This window comes from Kocuria sp. U4B, assembly GCF_054875615.1.
Genome location: NZ_CM142180.1, coordinates 581548 through 598008, shown reverse-complemented (window position 1 = coordinate 598008; position 16461 = coordinate 581548). Strand labels below are relative to the sequence as shown.

Below are 16461 nucleotides of genomic sequence, written 5' to 3'. Positions count from 1 at the left end.
GGCCTGCCGGCGAGAGGTCTAGGTGTACTGACCCGGGAGGTTGGTTAAGCGGGTGACTGGGGGCTTGTTCCCGCAGGCGGTGTGTGGCCGGTGGTGGTTGTACTCGTGGAGCCATCCTGTCAGGGCTTGGCGGCGTTCGGTCTCGCTGGTGTAGCAGCGGGCGTAGCCCCACCCGTCGGCGAGGGTCCGGTGGAAGCGCTCGATCTTGCCATTGGTCTGGGGCCGACGCGGCCGGGTGCGGGAGTGCCTGATCCCGAGGTCGGTGCAGGTATCACGCCACAGGTGCGAGACATAGGCCGAGCCGTTGTCGGACAGAACCCGTTCGATGGTGACGCCACGCTGGGCGAACCAGATCACCGCCCGTCGTAGCACGGCGGTGGCGGTCGCGGCGGTCTCCTCGTCGTGGACCTCGGCGTAGGCCACGCGGGAATGGTCGTCGATGACGGTGTGCACGAAGGCGTGGCCCATCTTCGGGTTGCGGTACTTGTTCTTCGGCTTCTCCGGGGTCCCCGCCCGGTTCTTCTTGCCCTGGGCGCGGCCGACGAAGCGCCAGCCGCCGCCGTCGGGAATGTTGCCGAACTTTTTGACGTCGACGTGCAGCATCGCTCCTGGGGTCGGGTGCTCGTAGCGGCGCACGGGCTCGCCCGTGGCCCGATCGACGTGCGCCAGGCGGGACAGGCCGCATCGGGTCAGCACGCGGTGGGCGGTGGAGGCCGCCACCCCGGTCGCGGCGGCGAGCTGGACCGGGCCGAGGCGTTTGCGCAGTCGCAGAGACACGATCCGCTTCGTGACCGGCAGCGGGGTCTTGGCCGGCATCGTGTGCGGCCGGGAGGGGCGGTCGGTCATCGGTTCCCCGGCGGCGTAGCGGGTGGCCCAGCGCTTCACGGTCGGCCACGCGCACTGGAAGCGCGCGGCGACTTCAGCGATGGGGACATGCTGATCGATGACCAGCTGCGCCACTTTGAGGCGGTGACGCGGGGTCAGAGCGGCATTAGCGTGGGACATGAGGGCCTCCTGTGCGTGAGCGGATACCTAGGCAGTTCCACTCCACCGCGGGAGGCCCTCCTTGCGCCACTGCTTCAGGTCAGCGGATCACACCCACTCCACCAACGTCCCCGGTCAGTACATCTAGGTCAGGCGCGAGGAACTTCTCAATTAACGAGCCGAGCGCATCAGCCTTTGTGAGCCGGGGAAGCTGGTTGCGGAGTTCGAAGTTGTCGATGATCTCCTGCACGTTGGGGGAAAACCCGTCCAGGTACGCCTCAAAGTTCTGCCGCAGACGCGTCGAGTTCGAGACGTGGCGCAGATCCTGCAGTGAGAACCCTGACGTGTTGTAGAAGTCCTGTTTCGCCGCGTCTCTGAGCGGCGCATCCTGATCGGCGATACCCGCATCGTCGAGGATCTTCTTCATGGTCTTCACCGCGTCGCGCGTCGGGCCAAGGACGCTGTCGAGCCGCCGCAGGACGGTGAAGGGCAGGATCACATCGCGGTACTTGCCGCGGACGTAGAGGTCGCGGAGCACATCGTCAGCGATGTTCCAAATGAGCGCCACGATCCGAGCGTGGTTGATAGAGCTATGCGGCACAAAGATCCTTCACTCATGACCAGACTGCCGGGCGACGGTCTGCTGTAGGTGAGTCGCTCAACCTGCACGAAGGCGAACGGCTCCTCGGACATCTTCTCAGACCGCGAAGCCCTTGGTGGGCCTAGGTGGGGCATGTCCTACACATCGAGGCAGCCTGGTGCTACGTGTGGCGGCAGGCCCTCGAGGGGGAGTGGGGAGAGGTAGGAAGCGGATGGGCGGGGCGCTAAAAGGACCATTTAGCTTGTCACACACCAAAGCCTGTCCAGTTCAACGTTCCGCTCCAGGTCGGGGAAAAGAAGTGGTCCTTGGGACCAAGTAGCGTGTCAATGAACATCCTGTGAGATCCCGGGCTAGTTGGCCAAACCAGTGGTAGTTGGCCAAAACGGCCGACCGTGTTGGCCAGCTGGTCCCCTAGTTGGCCAACACGTGCTCGAGAAGGCAGCCAGCACGGTGAGAGCTGGTTCGGGATCGCGGGCCTCCCCAGCGTCCAACTAGGGACAGAGATCAGCATCAAGCTTGGCCGCAAGGCCAACAAGAACGGGGTGGCCCTGTTAGAGCAGGGCCACCCCGAGCCGGGCCATAGACCCGATGCCTGGTAGGGCGTCGACCAGTCTACGCGAGTCCTCAGCGCTCTTACCACGAGGGCGTGCTCGGGCCCGGCGTAACCTCTCAGGAGGTGGCGATGGCACGTCGTGTCAATCGCAGCGCCCGTACCGGGCGATTCGTCAGCAACGCGGCAGCGGCCCGGTGGCCCGGGAAGACGACCCGCGAGTCCGTCGGACGTGGCACCAGCAACCAGCACACTGTGACCCGGTCGGCGACGACCGGACACTTTGTGCCGAAGGGCCTCGGCGACAGCGATCCTGGCGGATCGATTCGCCAGCGCGTCTGACAATGGAGGGCCCGGCTGCTTGTGCAGCCGGGCCCTTTCCTACTTATCTGTACCAGTATTCGCTAGCTTGGATTGACGGTCGTCGTCCCTTGAGGGCACTGGATAGGCGGGGCGAATCCTCTTCGCCTGGACACGGGCATAAGAGATGGTTTCAGTAGTTATGGCTGAGGCATTGAGCGCTGCCTGCCGGGTTGGTGATCCTGGTTGCCATGACGAGTCAGACAGCGTCTGGGCGGCTGCTCATCGACCAGCTGTGGGAGTTGCTGGAACCGTTGATTCCACCGCCTCCGCCGGCGAAAAACGGACGCACCGGGCGACCGCGGATCGATGACCGGGCCGCCGTGGAGGGCATCCTCTTCGTGGCCGAGCACGGCATCGCCTGGAAGAAACTCCCCACCGAGCTGGGCTACGGCTCGGGAATCACCTGCTGGCGCCGGCTACGGGCCTGGCAGGAAGCAGGGGTGTGGGACAAGCTTCACCAGGCCGTGCTCGAGAAGCTCGGCCAGAAGGGCCAGCTCGACTGGTCGAGGGCCTGCCTGGACTCGGTGAGTGTCCGGGCGAAAAGGGGGGCGAGCTGACCGGCCCCAACCCCACCGACCGCGGCAAGGCCGGCACCAAGTACCACCTGCTGGTCACGGCCGACGGGTTGCCGCTGGCGGTGGCGATCACCGGAGCCAACCGCCATGACTCCATGCTGGTGGAACCGATCCTGGACGGACTGACCCCGGTCAAGGGACGGGGTCCAGGACGTCCCCGACGCAGACCTCGGAAGCTGCACGCGGATAAGGCCTACGACAACAAGCGGGTGCGCCGATACCTGCGTCGCCGTGGGATCACCGCCCGCATTGCGCGGATCGGGGTGGACTCCAGCGAACGTCTCGGCCGGCACCGCTGGGTGGTGGAACGCACCATCTCCTGGCTACTGGCCTTCCGCCGCCTGGCCATCCGCTACGACCGCAGCGCGGTCACCATCACCGCGGTGGCCACCCTGGCGATCACCGTCATCTGTGCCCGCCGACTAGCCCCAAAGGACTACTGAAACCACTTGTAAGACAGCTTCCGCGCTCACGATGTCCGTGCTCGCGCTGCTGCAATAGGGGTTCCGTTTTGAACCATCAAGACGAAACTGCTGGGGGAGAGACTTACTGTTCCACCGTGTACCGGGCGTCTGCCAACGCCGAGTGAATATTGACCCCTTATCGCCGACCGAAATTTGACCCCTCCTCGGTGGTGTAGCGGCGGGTGCGGTAGGACTCTCCGTCCATGGTGAGTACGTGGGCATGGTGGATGAGGCGATCGATGGTGGCCGCGGCGATCACGTCGTCGCCGAGGGTGTGGCCCCACTGGGAGAAGGCCAGGTTCGAAGTGACGATGACGGTGCCGTGCTCGTAGCGGTTGGCGATGAGCTGGAAGAAGAGGTTGGCTGCCTCGGCCTCGAAGGGGATGTAGCCGACCTCGTCGATGATCAGCACCCGGTAGCGGCGCAACCGACGCAGTTCCTTGTCCAGGGTGCCGGTGTTGTGGGCGGCGAGCAGGCGGGTGATCCATCCGGTGGCGGTGTCGAAAAACACCGAGTAGGAGTGGTTGGCCGCGCAGATCCCCAGGGCGATCGCCAGGTGGGTCTTGCCGGTGCCTGGTGGGCCCAGCAGTACGACGTTCTCGGTGCGGGGGACGAAGGTCGTGGTAGCCAGGTGTGCCAGTAGCTCGGCTTCCCGGGCGGCCAGCACGCTGGGGTCGAAGTCCTCGAGGGTCTTGATCTGGGGGAAGTGGGCCCCGGCGATCCGCAGCCGGTTGCCGTTGGCGGTTCGGGTGGCGACCTGCCGGCCCAGCACGGCGGCCAGGTACTGCTCATAGGACCAGTGCTCGGTACGGGCCTGGGCGGCCAGGGGGCCAGCCAGTTCGGCGATCTGCGGGGTCTTCATCGCCCGGCACAGGTAGCCGATCTCCTTGGCCGGGTCGGTGGTCGGGTTCATGAGGCTCTCCTGATCAGTTGGTCGTAGACGGCCAGGTCCCGGGTGGGCACGGCGAACTCCTCAGGACCGACGGCCCTGGCCGTGCGCTGCTGGTAGGCCGCACGAGCCGTGGCAGCCGCGGCCACATGCTCTGGGTCGGTGACGGTGCCGGTGCTTGCCCACAGACGGGAATGGCATGCCAGCTCGCGCCCGGCGGTGGTCGCGGTGACGGTGTGGTGATCGGCGCGCACGCTCACGATCCGCCCGATCGCCTCGGGGTGGATGGAGTAGTCGACCCCGGCCAGGCGCAGGTGGTAGTCCCGTCCCAGTCTGGTCGTGATGCTCAGACCCGTGGCCGGGGCCACCGGCGGCAGTACCCCCATCGCGGCCCGATCGGCTTCGAGCACCTCGAGAGGCTGAGCGCCCAGGGCGCGCACCTTCCGCCGGTTGGCCACCTCGTCCAGCCATTGCTGCAGCTGAGTGTTGAAGTCGGACGGGCACGTGAACGTTCGTCCGGGCAGGAACGAGGTGCGCTGGTACCCGTTGGCGCGCTCGACCATGCCCTTGGTCTCGGGGTCGTAGGGGCGGGCCTGCCAGATGCGGGTGCCCAGGGTGCCGGCGAAGGCCGTGGTGGCCGGGGCCAGACGCCGGTGGGCGCCGAGGCCGGCCTCGTTGTCCCACAGCAGCATCTTCGGCACGGCCCCGAGCCGCTCGAGCAGCCCGTACATGCCCTCGAGGATGTCCCCGCCGGCCCTCGAGGGGAGCATCACCGCCATCAGAAACCGAGAGTGCGCGCAGATCATCGTCAGCACCGGGAAGGACCGGGCCACTGCGTGCTCGTCGGGTACCACCGGCGGTGGGAACCACAGATCGCACTGGATCACCTCCCCGGCACCCCAGCGCACCCGGTCCACCGGATCCGGCGGCGCGTACCGCGGGCGCAGCTCAGCAACCTTGGCCCGCAGCACCGAGGCCGAGTGCTGCCACCCGATGCGCTGCCCGATGACCGACGCCGGCATCGTCGGGAACTCCCGCAACAGCGCCTCGATCGCCGGCACGAACGGATCCACGATCGAGCCGGCCGGAGCGCGTTCGTACTTCGGCGGGACATCGCTGGCGATCGCTGCCCGCACGGTGTTCCTGGCCAACCCCAGCTGCCGCGCAATCGCCTTGATCGGCATGCCCTCCGCCCGGTGCAACCGGCGGATCTCGGCCCAGTCCTCCACACTGATCACTCCCTCAGCATCACCGCCGAGGGGTCAACTTTCGCTCGGCGCCCGAGGGTCAGTATTCAGACGGCATCGACAGCGTCTAAGGCATCAGCGAGCTGTTCCATGTCGATCGTCCGCTCGGGCACTGTCTCGACCATGATCTTGGAGGCATCAACGACGAACCAGTTGCGTCCCTCTGCCAGGTACACCGTGTTGCCGGCGTTGGCGAAGAGGTCGTAGACGTTCGCGCGGGCCTCGTCGCTGTCGAACCACAGCACTTCGACCGTGTTGGTGCACATCACCGATTCGCCGGTGGGCCCACCTGACGTGGGGACCTTCAGCGTGGGCTGCGGTGGGTCATCGGAGCAGTCCACGACCTCGTCGACGGCGTGATAGGTGGCCTCCAGGGAGTCGAAGGCCGGTAGGTCATCGGTGGTATCACCGCAGCCGAACACGGCCCCCATGAGGCCGAAGGCCATGACTAAGGACGCGTACTGCCTCATGCGGTGACTCATCATCGACACCCATCCTGTTCGGTTTCAGCACACCGTAGATGATGGGGCCCACGCGTTGGTGGATCCGCTGTCATGCACCTGGGGTTGGTCCTGAGCATTGGCAGGTTAGGTCGTAGTCTCGCCAAATGAGTGATTCCGGTGTGGTGCGGTCTTGGTTCGACGACGCAGGGTGGGGAGTTGTTGACTCCGAGCAAACTCCTGGGGGTTGTTGGGCTCACTTCAGTCATGTCGCTGTTCGCGGATTCAAGTCGCTGGTGCCGGGGCAGGTGGTGGAGCTGGAGTGGGAGCAGGCTGAGCAGGATGGGTTCACGTATCGAGCGGTTCGGGTGTGGCCAGCAGGGGAAGAGCCTGCCGGTGCCGAGACGTCCAGCGGATCCGCGGCGGGAGCTTTCTCCAGCACCCTAAAGATTGTTTGGGACCGCTGAAATATCGATCAGCGACTGGGTTGGGGGCGTGCGGTGGGGGTTCCACCGTTGAGGGCCTCGTTTGTCCTCCCGGTGCGCAGGACACGGTAAAGGCGCGATGTCGTGGCGGCCGATCCCACGGCGGGGTCCCGGCCCACGGTCACGTCCTGCTTGTCGAGCATCGATTCCTGCGGGCATTCCACCCGTGGCGGAGGAGGGGCGGCACAACTGATGCTGAGAACCCAAATCCCTAAAAAGCAACAGCGCATTCTGGCGGCGATCGCCTGGGCATCCATTCCGGTCTCCATCGCGCTGACGCTGGCGTTGCTCGATTGGCAGGGCACGGGAGTGGCCAAGCCCCTGTGGGCGTTCGCGCTGCCCGCGGTCAGCGGAATAGTGGGTGGCATTGCCGGCTTCCGCGCGCAGAAAGAGCTTTTGGGGGCCTTGGCTGTTGCTATCGGTCTGCTCAGCGTTCCTGTGACGATCTTCGTGGTCGGACTGCTCTACGGGCCTTGAGCCCCGCACCCGTGCCCGCACTCCGCGGTGCAACGTCAGGGCGTGATGAACCATCCAACCCGTAGCACGGATGACCAGCGACCACGGTGGTGCGCCCAGTCCGACATCGGAGATCGCTGAGGTCTCACGGCTCACGGCGAAGGACCAACCGCACGGAGAATTTCGAATCACTCACCACTGACGCACAGCGCAATGGGGGCTGGTGGAGCGGGCAGCCCGATCCTGGCCTGACGGTCGTAACTCTGTGACCGGGGTGTCGGGCCTGGCGTGGGTGCGGGCCGGGTGGCTGTGCTTGTGGTGGACTGGTGGCTCGGTCGATGCCTCCGGCGCCCGGCCGGTGCTCGTTGAGGATCAGACCAGGAAGAAGGCCCCGCATGCGAACTGCCACTCATCTCGGGCTGCTGGGCTTGTGCGGGGTGGCTGCCTACGCGGGCCTGGGCGTGGTGCACCTGCTGGTGCTCAATCCCCTGGCCGCTGTCCCCGGTACCGGACTGGGGGTGATCTATGACCAGGTGCACCAGGCCGGGCAGAGCATGGGCGTGACCCTGGCCGTGCTGTGGGCGCTGGTGCTGGCCGGGCTCTCCGGGGCGGTGCTGCGGCAGGCCCGCCGCCCGGGAGGCTTCGACAGGGCCCAGGTGCTGCTGGCGAATCTGGCGCTGGTGGTTGTCGGTGCCCCGTCGTTGTTCGTGGTCTCCTTCGGGTCCGGGATGAGTCTGGCGGACACCTTCGGGACCTCCGGGGGAGACCACGCCCCCTGGGCGCTGGTGCTCTACCTGGTCAGCGCCCTGGCCGCTGTGGTCTTCCTGGGGACCGCCGGCACGCGCAGGCGTGCCGCGGGCGCCACCACGTCCTGACCACCCGGGTGGACGGGGTTTCGGCCGGCTCCTGGGAAGCAATCCCGGACGCCCGCATGGGGTTCTCTATGGGGGTGTGTTTGCATCGTTGCCATCTTCAGGCCACGGTGAGCTCCAGGGCCCGGATCATGGGCCCTTGAGGGCATCGGGGCGAGACCCCCTGCACCCGGTGGTGCTGAGGAAACCACGTGAACAGGGACCATGAGCAACCTCTACGAGCTCACCTGCCGAGGCCGTCGGTCACTGGTGCTCCTCGGCGCCACCGCTGTGCTCACCGGATGTGTGTCCAACACGGCGGTGGACCTGAGCACGCTCTACGCCGGCGACCAGGCCTGGGAACTCACGGGCCATCCGCGGGAGGCCACCGGTGAGCTCTGCGCAGCCCCGCAGCCTGGGTGCGTCCAGGGGCTGATCACCGACCAGACCCACTACCGGAAGTTCGGCTCCGCCCGGGACGCCATCGCCTGGGACGAGCAGGTCCGCGGCACCCGCGATGTACGCCGCCACGACGCCATCGTGCTGGAATTCGTGGATCCCACCTTGACCGAGGGCGAGAAGACGGAGCTGTTCCAGAGCATCGAAGGCATCTGGAACTCCGACACCTAGCCCGTCGCATGGACCCACGGAGCACCATGCCGTTGGGATGACCTAAAAGCACTGCTGAGGACAGTGGCATCCACATCGGGGAGTTCGAGGTGGTGAGCTCCTGGCGCCCGGAAGGACATGGAACTGCTGAGGAGAAAGGTGATGGCCAGGACTGAGCGGATCCTTTGACAGGCGCAGTTGAGTCACCCGGTACATCGGGATCAGCGAAAGCACTGTGTGCCTGGACTGTCCTGCGCCGATCCGGCGGGGACTTGAGGGAGGGTGGGGTGGAAGTTGTTGGCCGCCTTCGTCTTAGCGCAGGAAGGTTGTCCCCATGATCAAGACCAAACAGGAACCGCCGCAGAATCCGAGTTGGTGGTGGAGGATGGGGCATCTTCTGGATCGTGTTCTGGATGTCGTCAATGTCGTTCCTCTGCTGGGGTGGCTGATCAGAATCATCGGTAGGTGAGGCCGAGAAGGCGGTAGGGGAGTATGCCGCCGGGTGGTTCGGCCATTGGCGGCCTCTTGGGGCTCGGGCTGGCATCGAGGACTTGCCAACCCGAAAACGGAAGCTACGAACGCGACCTGGCGGATGGCGCGATGAGCGTTCGGCTTACGGGGAGGTGGTCAGGCGGTCAGCGCACAATCCGAGATCGCGCCGAATTAGGTGCGCTTCAACAGGGCGGGCAGTGCCCCGTCGTCGATGCACCGGACGGCGCCGTGCATACGCCAACGGCCCAACCGGTGAGGACCGGAAGGGCCGTTGACCGAGCTTGGTGGCTGTCTTGAGACGGTTGCCCATTTTTGCTGGCACTGCGTACGGGGCCTCGTCCGGTTTGCCGATGCCCACGCGCGAGGGCCTCGTCGTCTACCTCGAGTCCAAAGGCAGGGCCACGGCTCGGGCCCGCGCAAGGAACTGCGAACCCGAGCCGCGCTGCGCCGCGTCAAAGCTGAGCGCCGGAGGCCTGTCGTCCCTGCTGGGCCGAGACGATGAGGTTGCTCGTGCTTAGTGCGCGGCCGCTGCTGGCTGCGTCGATCCAATCGGCGGTGGTGGCGACGGCGGCCCAGTTCGAGTGCAGCAGCGCCATGATCGTCTCGTGGACCTGCTTTGCCGACGCAGTGCCGGCCTCGCCGGCGAGGTCGATCGCGCCGGTGGCGTCGGAGAGCACCTCGACGGAGAAGCCCAGCGGTTCGGCCCCGACCGCGGAGCCGATGACGCAGTTGTTCGTCATGTACCCGGTCAAGGTGATCGTGTCGATGCCGTTCTGGCGCAGCCAGTCCTCCAGGCCGGTGCCGGCGAAGACGCTGGCAAACGACTTCGTGAATCGGTGAGCAGCGGTCCCGGCGCGCTGGTCGATCTCGGGGTGGAGGGCGAAGGTGGCCGACTCGGGCGCGAACACCGGGAACCCGGCAGGAGCCTCGTGCTGGACGAGGACCACGGGGATCCCGGCCTGCTCGGCGGCGTCCATCGCCACGGCGATGCGGGCGACCGATGTCTCGCGGGAGGGGTACTGGATCGGCAGCAGGCCTGCGAAGTATTCCTGCTGGGCGTCGATGACGATGAGGGCTCGGCGTGGTGCGGACATGATGCTTCTCCTGCTGGATGGGGTGCGATGGATGGTGCTGGTGAGCTCAGGCGGTCGGCGTGCCGTAATGGTCGGCGAGGAGCTCGACGGTCCGGGACGCGGTGGTCAGGTCGTGGGCGCCCACTACGGCCATGACCTCGTCGGCTTTCGTCTGCTCGTGCAGCTGCTCGAGCCGGTCGGCGACCGTGGCTGCGGTGCCGGCGAAGGTGCGGTTCGTGTACTGATCGATGATCGCGTGCTCGTTCGCGGTCGCCGGGTAGGCGGCGACCTCCTCGGGTGGGAGCAGCGCGTACGGTTCGCGCTTGAACATGCGCAGCATCGCCATCGCCGTCGACGACGCCTGCCGCCGGGCCTCATCGGCGTCGTCGGTGACGATCGTGCTGACGCTGACCAGCGTGTGCGGGCGGTCGAGGACCTGGGAAGGGGTGAAGTTCTCCCGGTAGATGCGCATGGCCGTGTCGATATCGGCGTCGCCGAACTGCAGCGCGAACGCATACGGGCGCCCCAGCTGCGCCGCCAGCTGCGCCGAGTACGGTGAGGACCCGAGGACCCAGACTTCCGGGGTCGTCGCCGGGGCGGTCACTCTGTTCTGCTCGGCCTGCCACGGGCCCGGCACCGCGTGCACCGCCTGGTAGGGATGCCCCGCCGGGAAGTCATCGGCCAGGAAGCCCAGCAGCTCGTTCACCTGCTGCGGGAACGCATGGTTGGCTCCGGCCCCGCGGCGCAGCGCGGCCGCGGTGGCCCCGTCAGTGCCCGGCGCGCGCCCGAGGCCGAGGTCGATGCGCCCGGGGGCGAGGGCATCGAGCATCCCGAACTGCTCCGCGATCACCAGCGGGGCGTGGTTGGGCAGCATCACCCCGCCCGCTCCGAGGCGGATCCGCCCGGTCGCGGCGATCAGGCGGGCGATCATCAGCGGCGGCGAGGCCACCGACAGGGCCGGCATCGCGTGGTGCTCGGACATCCAGAACCGGTGGTAGCCGAGCCGATCCGCTGTCCGGGCCGTCTCGATCGTGGCCTGCAGGCCTTCGGCGGCGGTCTGCCCGATGCCCGGGCCCCCGCCAGTGTGGACGGACAGCGCGAACGGGGCAGTGCCGAAGAGCGGAGCCGGGAGCATGCACACCTCACTTCTCATGAATACTTGTATGCTTTGACGTGATGGACTCTAACAGAAGTGTCACGGGAAAACATATTGGATACCATGAGGACATGGCTGAGACATCACGACCGCTCGTTCCAGGCGCCCAGGAGCACCCCGCCCTCGCGCTGGTCAACAGCGCCGTCGGCCTCGTCGGCGGAAGGAGCTGCGATGAGCTGTCGACGCCTGAGGCCGCGACGGCGTGGCTCATCGCCCGCGACCTCATAGCGCCCGAGGCGGGGCTGCAGGAGCATTGCCAGGGCAGGCTCAGAAGCCTGCGGGAGGATCTGCGCGACCTCTTCACCGCGCACGCCACCGGGGACGTTCCCACTCCGGCGGCTGTTGATGCCCTCAACCGCGCACTGACCAGCGCCCCGGGGGCGCTGCTGCTGCGCTTCGACCCGGCGACGCGGTTCACTCGCCGTCCCGAGCACCCGACGACGCAGATCGTGGAGCACGCCATGGCCGCCATCGCCGAGGACGCTGCCACACTGATCACCAGCGACGACGCGCCTTTGCTCGCAGCCTGCGAGGCGGACTCCTGCGGTCGGTTCTTCCTGCGTACGCACGCCCGCCGGCAGTGGTGCTCCAATCGGTGCGGCGACCGAGTGCGCGCGGCCCGTGCCTACGCCCGCAAGCGCGCGACGAGGACCTCGTAGATCTCCATCGCCTCCGACGCCGGACCTCGACCAGCATCTGCCGCAGCCTTCTCACGACCCGCTGGGCTCATGCGGCCCGGAGTCGGCCCGACGAGGCGCGTGATGGATCCCTCCTGCACATCTCAGCGGACCGGGCGCTCAGTCCGTAGACCGTGCGCCGGGGTCCCAGACGCCGTGCTGGCGGTGGCATTCGGAGGCTGACAGGAACTGGGGTGTTTTCGCCTGAGGTGCAGCCCGCTGCTGTTCTGCTCGTGTGAGCAGTCATGGTCCGATCGGCGTGCGTGTGTCCAACCACTCGCCCAACCCGGAGAGGTGGACATGTGCCGGAACGGGGACTGCCCGATAGCGGTGTGTGAGCGGCTGGTTTACGTAAGGCCGGTTGGCGGCGGACTTTCAGGACGGCGACGTTGCGGTAGGACGTCATTGACCGTGCGGGGTTTACGGGGAGGCTTGGGTGGGGCGTTCCTCGCTCTTGAGGGTGGTGCCGACCGTCCACAGCTCCGGGTTGATCTCGTTGACCATCACGCGGACGGAGTTCAGTGGGGCGTCGAGGGTGCGGGAGACCGTCGCGGCGACCTCGCGCAGGCAGTTTTGGACAGCGGTGCGGTCTCGGCCGGCGACCATGTTGATGGTGACGATGGGCATTTTCTTCTCCGGTCTCCGCCCCGCGGGGCGAGTGGGGTGGGCGTGCGGTGTGGTCAGAGGTAGCTGTCTCGTGGTTTTCGGGCATGGCCTGCCGCGCTGCCCAGGGTTTGGCTGGGTGGGGCGCTCCGTTCGTGCCGACGGGTCGGCACTCTTTCTGGGGTGGGGCGCCGTTGGTCTGTGCGGGCGGAAGGCCGTCCCGGGGTCCCGGAACGGCCTTCCGTCCCGGGAGCCAGCCGGGGAGTTGCTGTCAGCTCAAAGCCGGGACGGGCTCCGTGGTGGTTGCCTTGGTGGTGATGGCTGCGGCGACGGCTTTGCCGAGGTCTTCGGTGGTGGCGTGGCCGCCCATGTCGGGGGTCAGGGCCTGGGTGCCGCTGACGAGCACCTTTTCCATGGCGGTGGTGATGGCGGTGGCGGCGTCGGCTTCGCCGAGGTGGTCGAGCATCATGGCCGCGGCCCAGATCTGTCCGATGGGGTTGGCGATGCCCTTCCCGGCGATGTCGGGGGCGGAGCCGTGGACGGGTTCGAAGAGGCTGGGGTGCTTGCGTTCGGGGTTGATGTTGCCGCTGGGGGCGATGCCGATGGTTCCAGTGCAGGCCGGTCCCAGGTCGGAGAGGATGTCGCCGAAGAGGTTGCTGGCCACGACCACGTCGAACCAGTCGGGGTGCATGACGAAGTTCGCGGTGAGGATGTCGATGTGGTACTTGTCCACGTCGATGTCGGGATAGGCGGCGGCCATGGCTTCGACCCGCTCGTCCCAGTACGGCATGGTGATGGAAATCCCGTTGCTCTTCGTCGCCGAGGTCAGGTGCCGTTTGGCCCGGGTTTGGGCGAGGTCGAAGGCGTACTTGAGGATGCGGTCAACACCGGTGCGGGTCATCACGGTTTCCTGCATCACGGTTTCCCGGTCGGTGCCTTCGAACAGTCTCCCGCCGATGCTGGAGTACTCGCCCTCGGTGTTCTCCCGCACGACGTAGAAGTCGACGTCACCGGGTGTGCGCCCGGCCAGGGGGCTGGGGACTCCGGGCAAGAGCTTGACCGGGCGCAGGCTGACGTACTGGTCGAAGTGGCGGCGGAACTGCAGGAGACTGCCCCACAACGAGATGTGGTCGGGGACGACCTCGGGCCAGCCGACGGCCCCGAAGAAGAGGGCGTCGAACTTATTGAGCTGTTCGAACCAGCCGTCGGGCAGCATCGTGCCGTGCTGGGTGTAGTAGGCCGCCGAGGCGAAGTCGAAGTGCTCGTACTCGAGGTTCAGGTCGAAGGCGGAGGCGACCGTGTCCAGGACGCGCAGGCCTTCGGGCACGACTTCGGTGCCGATGCCGTCGCCGGGGATGACGGCAATGCGGTGGGTGTTCGACATCAGATTCTGTTCCTTGTTCTGTGCTGTGGAGGTGCGGGCGTTGGGGGTCAGCGGTCCACGGGGTGGGCCGGTTCGCGGCTGGCGAGGACGTCGATGACGGCTTGGGCTGCGGCCAGCCCGGCGCGTGCCCGGGCCTCGACGGTCTGGCCGGCGAGGTGGGAGGTGATGGTGACGTTCTCCAGGGCGCGCAGCGGGCTGTCATCGGGCAGGGGTTCGGTCTCGAGCACGTCCAGGGCGGCGGCGGCGATGGTCCCCTTACCCAGGGCGTCAGCCAGGGCGTGTTCGTCCACCAGGGATCCGCGGGCGGTGTTGATCAGCACCGCGGTGGGCTTCATCGACTGCAGTCGGGAGGCGTCGATGAGCCGCTGGGTGGCTGTGCCGGCCCGGGTGTGCAGGGATAGGTAGTCGGCGGTGCCGATGACGGTGTCCAGATCGGTGAACTGCACGGAGGGGTCATCGGCGTCGGGGTGGGAGGTGCTGACGAGGACGGTCATCCCCGGGGCGAGGCCGAGCCGGGCGGTGGCGCGGCCGCTGGGACCGTAGCCGATGATGCCCAGGGTGGCACCGCGCAGTTCGTGGCCAGCTTCACGGGGCCAGTGGCCGGCCCGCACGGCGGTGGTGACCTCGGTCAGACGGCGGGCGGCCATGATGATCAGCCCGATTGTCAGCTCGGCCACGGAGTGGTGGTTGGTGCCGGGGGCGTTGCACACCCGGATGCCGCGGGCGGCGGCGGCGGGCACGTCGATGGAGTCGTAGCCCACACCGCTGCGGGCTAGGACCTTCAGGCGGTCGGCGGCGGTGAGCATGTCAGCGGTGACCGGTTCGCTGGCCAGGATGGCCCCGTCGATGCCGGTCAACAATGCTGCCCGGTCTTCGTCTCGCCGGGCCCCGGTGGACGGGGAGTGGATGGGCTCGTGGCCGTGCTGGCGCAGGAGTCGGTCGACGTCATCGCCGGGGACAAGGTAGTCGGTGGTGATCAGGATGCGTGCCACGGTCTCTTGCGCTCTCTTACTGCTGTGCTGGGTGCGGATAGGGGGGTGGGCCGCCGCTGCGCCCCGGTGAGCGTGGGCTTGCCGGGGCGCAGCGGGTACTGCGGTGGAGTTGGTGGTCTTAGACCTTGTCCTGGCTCAGCTCGCGCTGCTCCGTGGCCAGGTGCACGTCCGGCTCCGGTACGGGGGCCAGGTCCTTGGTGGGCCGTTCGGCCAGGACGGCTTTGGCCCGGTTGGAGTCGTAGTCCTTCTCCCACTTGCCCACGACCACGGCGGCCATGACGTTGCCCAGGACGTTGATGAAGACCCGGCCTTCGTTGAGCAGGCGGTCGATGCCGACGATCAGCGCCAGGGCGGCCAACGGAATGTTGCCCACCGAGCTGAGCGTGCTGGCCAGGACGATGAAGGCGCCGCCGGCGATGCCGGCTGTGCCCTTGCTGGTGAGCATCATGACCCCGACCATGACCAGCTGCTGTTCCCAGGACAGGTCCATGCCCACGGCCTGGGCCAGGAACACCGAAGCCATGGTGAGGTAGACGGCCGAGCCGTCCAGGTTGAAGGAGAACCCTGCGGGGATGACGATGCCCACGGTGGACTTGCCCACTCCCATCGTCTCGAGCTTCTTGATCAGCTGCGGGAGCACGGCCTCGCTGGAGCAGGTGCTCAGCGCGATCAGCAGCTCGGCCTTGAAGTAGCGCATCACGGCGAAGATGTTGAGCTTGCAGAAGTAGGCGATGATCCCCAGCACTACCAGCACGTAGGCGATGCAGGTGGCGGTGAACAGCAGGATGAGGTAGCCCAGCTGCTGGAGGCTTTCGGCGCCGTAGTTGCTCACCACCGCGGCCAGGGCACCGAAAGTGCCGATGGGGGCCAGGCGCATGACCCATCCGACGATCTTGAACACGACCGTGGACAGGGCCTGGATGCCGCGGGTGAGCAAGGCCCCGGACTCGCCGGAGACGTTCATGGCAGCGCCGAAGATGATCGAGACCATCAGCGCGGCGAGGATGGTGTGGCCGGTCAGGGCCCCGAACAGCGACTCAGGGATGATGTTGTTGACGAACTCGATGCCGCTGAAGCCTTCGCTGGCGGTGGCCGGGACGCTGCTGGCGTCCAACTTTGAGGGGTCGATGTTCATGCCTTCACCGGGACGGAAGACGTTGGCGACGACCAGGCCGATGAGCATCGACACCAGCGACAGGACGATGAAGTAGCCCAGGGCCTTGACGCCGATGCGCCCGGCTTTGCGCAGGCTGTCCATGGAGGCGATGCTCAGGGACACGACGCAGAAGACGACCGGGATGACGATCATCTTCACCAGGGCGATAAACCAGTCGCTCAAGGGGTTGAGCTGGGCTCCGACGTCGGGGATGAGCAGGCCGACGGCGATGCCCAGCACGGCGCCGAGGACCACCTGGAACCACAGCTCCCCGAGCAGTCGCCGGAAACGTGACGGGCTTGTGGTCCTGCGGGACACGGTCCCGGTGGTGTTGTGGGTAGGGCTTGAGTTCATGCTCAGTGCGCTCCTTGCACAGCAATGGGGAAGCTGACGGTGGTGTTGACCAGTGGCGGC

17 protein-coding genes are annotated in these 16461 nt (G+C 67.0%); 6 read left to right on the top strand and 11 right to left on the bottom strand.

All coding sequences use genetic code 11. The features are described 5' to 3' along the window. Positions 1–18: 18 nt before the first annotated feature. Positions 19–1005, bottom strand: coding sequence for an IS481 family transposase (locus tag ACYSMR_RS02805; RefSeq protein ID WP_461747328.1), 987 nt, complete (start codon positions 1003–1005; stop codon positions 19–21). Between the two features lie 79 nt (positions 1006–1084). After that, positions 1085–1552, bottom strand: a complete 468-nt coding sequence (locus tag ACYSMR_RS02800; protein WP_461747327.1) for a type I restriction-modification system subunit M N-terminal domain-containing protein — start codon at positions 1550–1552, stop codon at positions 1085–1087. 1134 nt (positions 1553–2686) lie between these two features. On the opposite strand from ACYSMR_RS02800, the gene ACYSMR_RS02795 reads away from it, so the two are divergent. After that, positions 2687–3516, top strand: a protein-coding gene (locus ACYSMR_RS02795; protein WP_461748003.1) for an IS5 family transposase whose coding sequence is annotated in 2 segments (ribosomal slippage) — positions 2687–3052 and positions 3055–3516 — 828 coding nt in all. Because the reading frame shifts where the segments join, the coding sequence is not laid out codon by codon here. A gap of 157 nt (positions 3517–3673) precedes the next feature. Here the strand turns inward: ACYSMR_RS02795 and istB are convergent. The 3 genes from istB to ACYSMR_RS02780 are packed head-to-tail and all read right to left on the bottom strand — an operon-like array spanning position 3674 to position 6143. Continuing rightward, positions 3674–4450: an IS21-like element helper ATPase IstB gene (gene istB / locus ACYSMR_RS02790; protein ID WP_461747326.1), complete on the bottom strand. Its 777-nt coding sequence runs from the start codon at positions 4448–4450 to the stop codon at positions 3674–3676. Next, positions 4447–5664 carry an IS21 family transposase gene (istA, locus tag ACYSMR_RS02785; protein ID WP_461747325.1) on the bottom strand — a complete coding sequence of 406 codons (1218 nt, stop codon included), beginning with the start codon at positions 5662–5664 and terminating at the stop codon, positions 4447–4449. Before istA ends, istB begins: the two co-directional genes overlap by 4 nt. Positions 5665–5720: 56 nt before the next feature. Next, positions 5721–6143: a hypothetical protein gene (locus ACYSMR_RS02780; RefSeq protein WP_461747324.1), complete on the bottom strand. Its 423-nt coding sequence runs from the start codon at positions 6141–6143 to the stop codon at positions 5721–5723. A 647-nt stretch (positions 6144–6790) separates the two neighbouring features. Between ACYSMR_RS02780 and ACYSMR_RS02775 the strand changes: the two genes are divergently transcribed. From ACYSMR_RS02775 to ACYSMR_RS02760, 4 genes are all read left to right on the top strand, one after another. Then, entirely contained in the window at positions 6791–7075 is a 285-nt protein-coding gene (locus tag ACYSMR_RS02775; RefSeq protein ID WP_461747323.1) for a hypothetical protein, read from the top strand. 374 nt (positions 7076–7449) lie between these two features. Next, entirely contained in the window at positions 7450–7929 is a 480-nt protein-coding gene (locus ACYSMR_RS02770) for a hypothetical protein (protein ID WP_461747322.1), read from the top strand. A 201-nt stretch (positions 7930–8130) separates the two neighbouring features. Then, positions 8131–8535 carry a hypothetical protein gene (locus tag ACYSMR_RS02765; protein WP_461747321.1) on the top strand — a complete coding sequence of 135 codons (405 nt, stop codon included), beginning with the start codon at positions 8131–8133 and terminating at the stop codon, positions 8533–8535. Positions 8536–8848: 313 nt separating this feature from the next. Continuing rightward, positions 8849–8983: a hypothetical protein gene (locus ACYSMR_RS02760; protein ID WP_461747320.1), complete on the top strand. Its 135-nt coding sequence runs from the start codon at positions 8849–8851 to the stop codon at positions 8981–8983. Between the two features lie 475 nt (positions 8984–9458). On the opposite strand, the gene ACYSMR_RS02755 is transcribed toward ACYSMR_RS02760, so the two are convergent. Both ACYSMR_RS02755 and ACYSMR_RS02750 read right to left on the bottom strand, forming a co-directional pair. Then, on the bottom strand, positions 9459–10100 hold the full coding sequence (locus tag ACYSMR_RS02755; protein WP_461747319.1) for a cysteine hydrolase family protein: 642 nt from the start codon (positions 10098–10100) through the stop codon (positions 9459–9461). 46 nt (positions 10101–10146) lie between these two features. Continuing rightward, on the bottom strand, positions 10147–11214 hold the full coding sequence (locus ACYSMR_RS02750; protein WP_461747318.1) for an LLM class flavin-dependent oxidoreductase: 1068 nt from the start codon (positions 11212–11214) through the stop codon (positions 10147–10149). 92 nt (positions 11215–11306) lie between these two features. Between ACYSMR_RS02750 and ACYSMR_RS02745 the strand changes: the two genes are divergently transcribed. After that, the gene (locus ACYSMR_RS02745; protein WP_461747317.1) at positions 11307–11894 is read left to right on the top strand and encodes a CGNR zinc finger domain-containing protein; all 588 of its coding nucleotides are present in this window, start codon (positions 11307–11309) and stop codon (positions 11892–11894) included. Positions 11895–12332: 438 nt separating this feature from the next. Here the strand turns inward: ACYSMR_RS02745 and ACYSMR_RS02740 are convergent, their stop codons facing one another. The 4 genes from ACYSMR_RS02740 to ACYSMR_RS02725 form a co-directional block, all read right to left on the bottom strand. Then, on the bottom strand, positions 12333–12539 hold the full coding sequence (locus tag ACYSMR_RS02740) for a tautomerase family protein (RefSeq protein WP_461747316.1): 207 nt from the start codon (positions 12537–12539) through the stop codon (positions 12333–12335). Between the two features lie 247 nt (positions 12540–12786). After that, a complete protein-coding gene (locus tag ACYSMR_RS02735) occupies positions 12787–13899 on the bottom strand; it encodes a tartrate dehydrogenase (RefSeq protein WP_461747315.1) in 1113 nt (370 codons plus the stop codon). A 47-nt stretch (positions 13900–13946) separates the two neighbouring features. Beyond that, entirely contained in the window at positions 13947–14891 is a 945-nt protein-coding gene (locus ACYSMR_RS02730; RefSeq protein WP_461747314.1) for a phosphoglycerate dehydrogenase, read from the bottom strand. 118 nt (positions 14892–15009) lie between these two features. Then, positions 15010–16401, bottom strand: coding sequence for a cation:dicarboxylate symporter family transporter (locus tag ACYSMR_RS02725; RefSeq protein WP_461747313.1), 1392 nt, complete (start codon positions 16399–16401; stop codon positions 15010–15012). Positions 16402–16461 lie beyond the last annotated feature (60 nt).

What these genes read in the sequence shown, in the direction of transcription:
- ACYSMR_RS02805 (WP_461747328.1), bottom strand. Translation starts at nt 1,005, where the DNA reads ATGTCCCACGCTAATGCCGCTCTGACCCCGCGTCACCGCCTCAAAGTG.
- istB (WP_461747326.1), bottom strand. Translation starts at nt 4,450, where the DNA reads ATGAACCCGACCACCGACCCGGCCAAGGAGATCGGCTACCTGTGCCGG.
- ACYSMR_RS02780 (WP_461747324.1), bottom strand. Translation starts at nt 6,143, where the DNA reads ATGAGGCAGTACGCGTCCTTAGTCATGGCCTTCGGCCTCATGGGGGCC.
- ACYSMR_RS02775 (WP_461747323.1), top strand. Translation starts at nt 6,791, where the DNA reads ATGCTGAGAACCCAAATCCCTAAAAAGCAACAGCGCATTCTGGCGGCG.
- ACYSMR_RS02770 (WP_461747322.1), top strand. Translation starts at nt 7,450, where the DNA reads ATGCGAACTGCCACTCATCTCGGGCTGCTGGGCTTGTGCGGGGTGGCT.
- ACYSMR_RS02765 (WP_461747321.1), top strand. Translation starts at nt 8,131, where the DNA reads ATGAGCAACCTCTACGAGCTCACCTGCCGAGGCCGTCGGTCACTGGTG.
- ACYSMR_RS02760 (WP_461747320.1), top strand. Translation starts at nt 8,849, where the DNA reads ATGATCAAGACCAAACAGGAACCGCCGCAGAATCCGAGTTGGTGGTGG.
- ACYSMR_RS02755 (WP_461747319.1), bottom strand. Translation starts at nt 10,100, where the DNA reads ATGTCCGCACCACGCCGAGCCCTCATCGTCATCGACGCCCAGCAGGAA.
- ACYSMR_RS02750 (WP_461747318.1), bottom strand. Translation starts at nt 11,214, where the DNA reads ATGCTCCCGGCTCCGCTCTTCGGCACTGCCCCGTTCGCGCTGTCCGTC.
- ACYSMR_RS02745 (WP_461747317.1), top strand. Translation starts at nt 11,307, where the DNA reads ATGGCTGAGACATCACGACCGCTCGTTCCAGGCGCCCAGGAGCACCCC.
- ACYSMR_RS02740 (WP_461747316.1), bottom strand. Translation starts at nt 12,539, where the DNA reads ATGCCCATCGTCACCATCAACATGGTCGCCGGCCGAGACCGCACCGCT.
- ACYSMR_RS02735 (WP_461747315.1), bottom strand. Translation starts at nt 13,899, where the DNA reads ATGTCGAACACCCACCGCATTGCCGTCATCCCCGGCGACGGCATCGGC.
- ACYSMR_RS02725 (WP_461747313.1), bottom strand. Translation starts at nt 16,401, where the DNA reads ATGAACTCAAGCCCTACCCACAACACCACCGGGACCGTGTCCCGCAGG.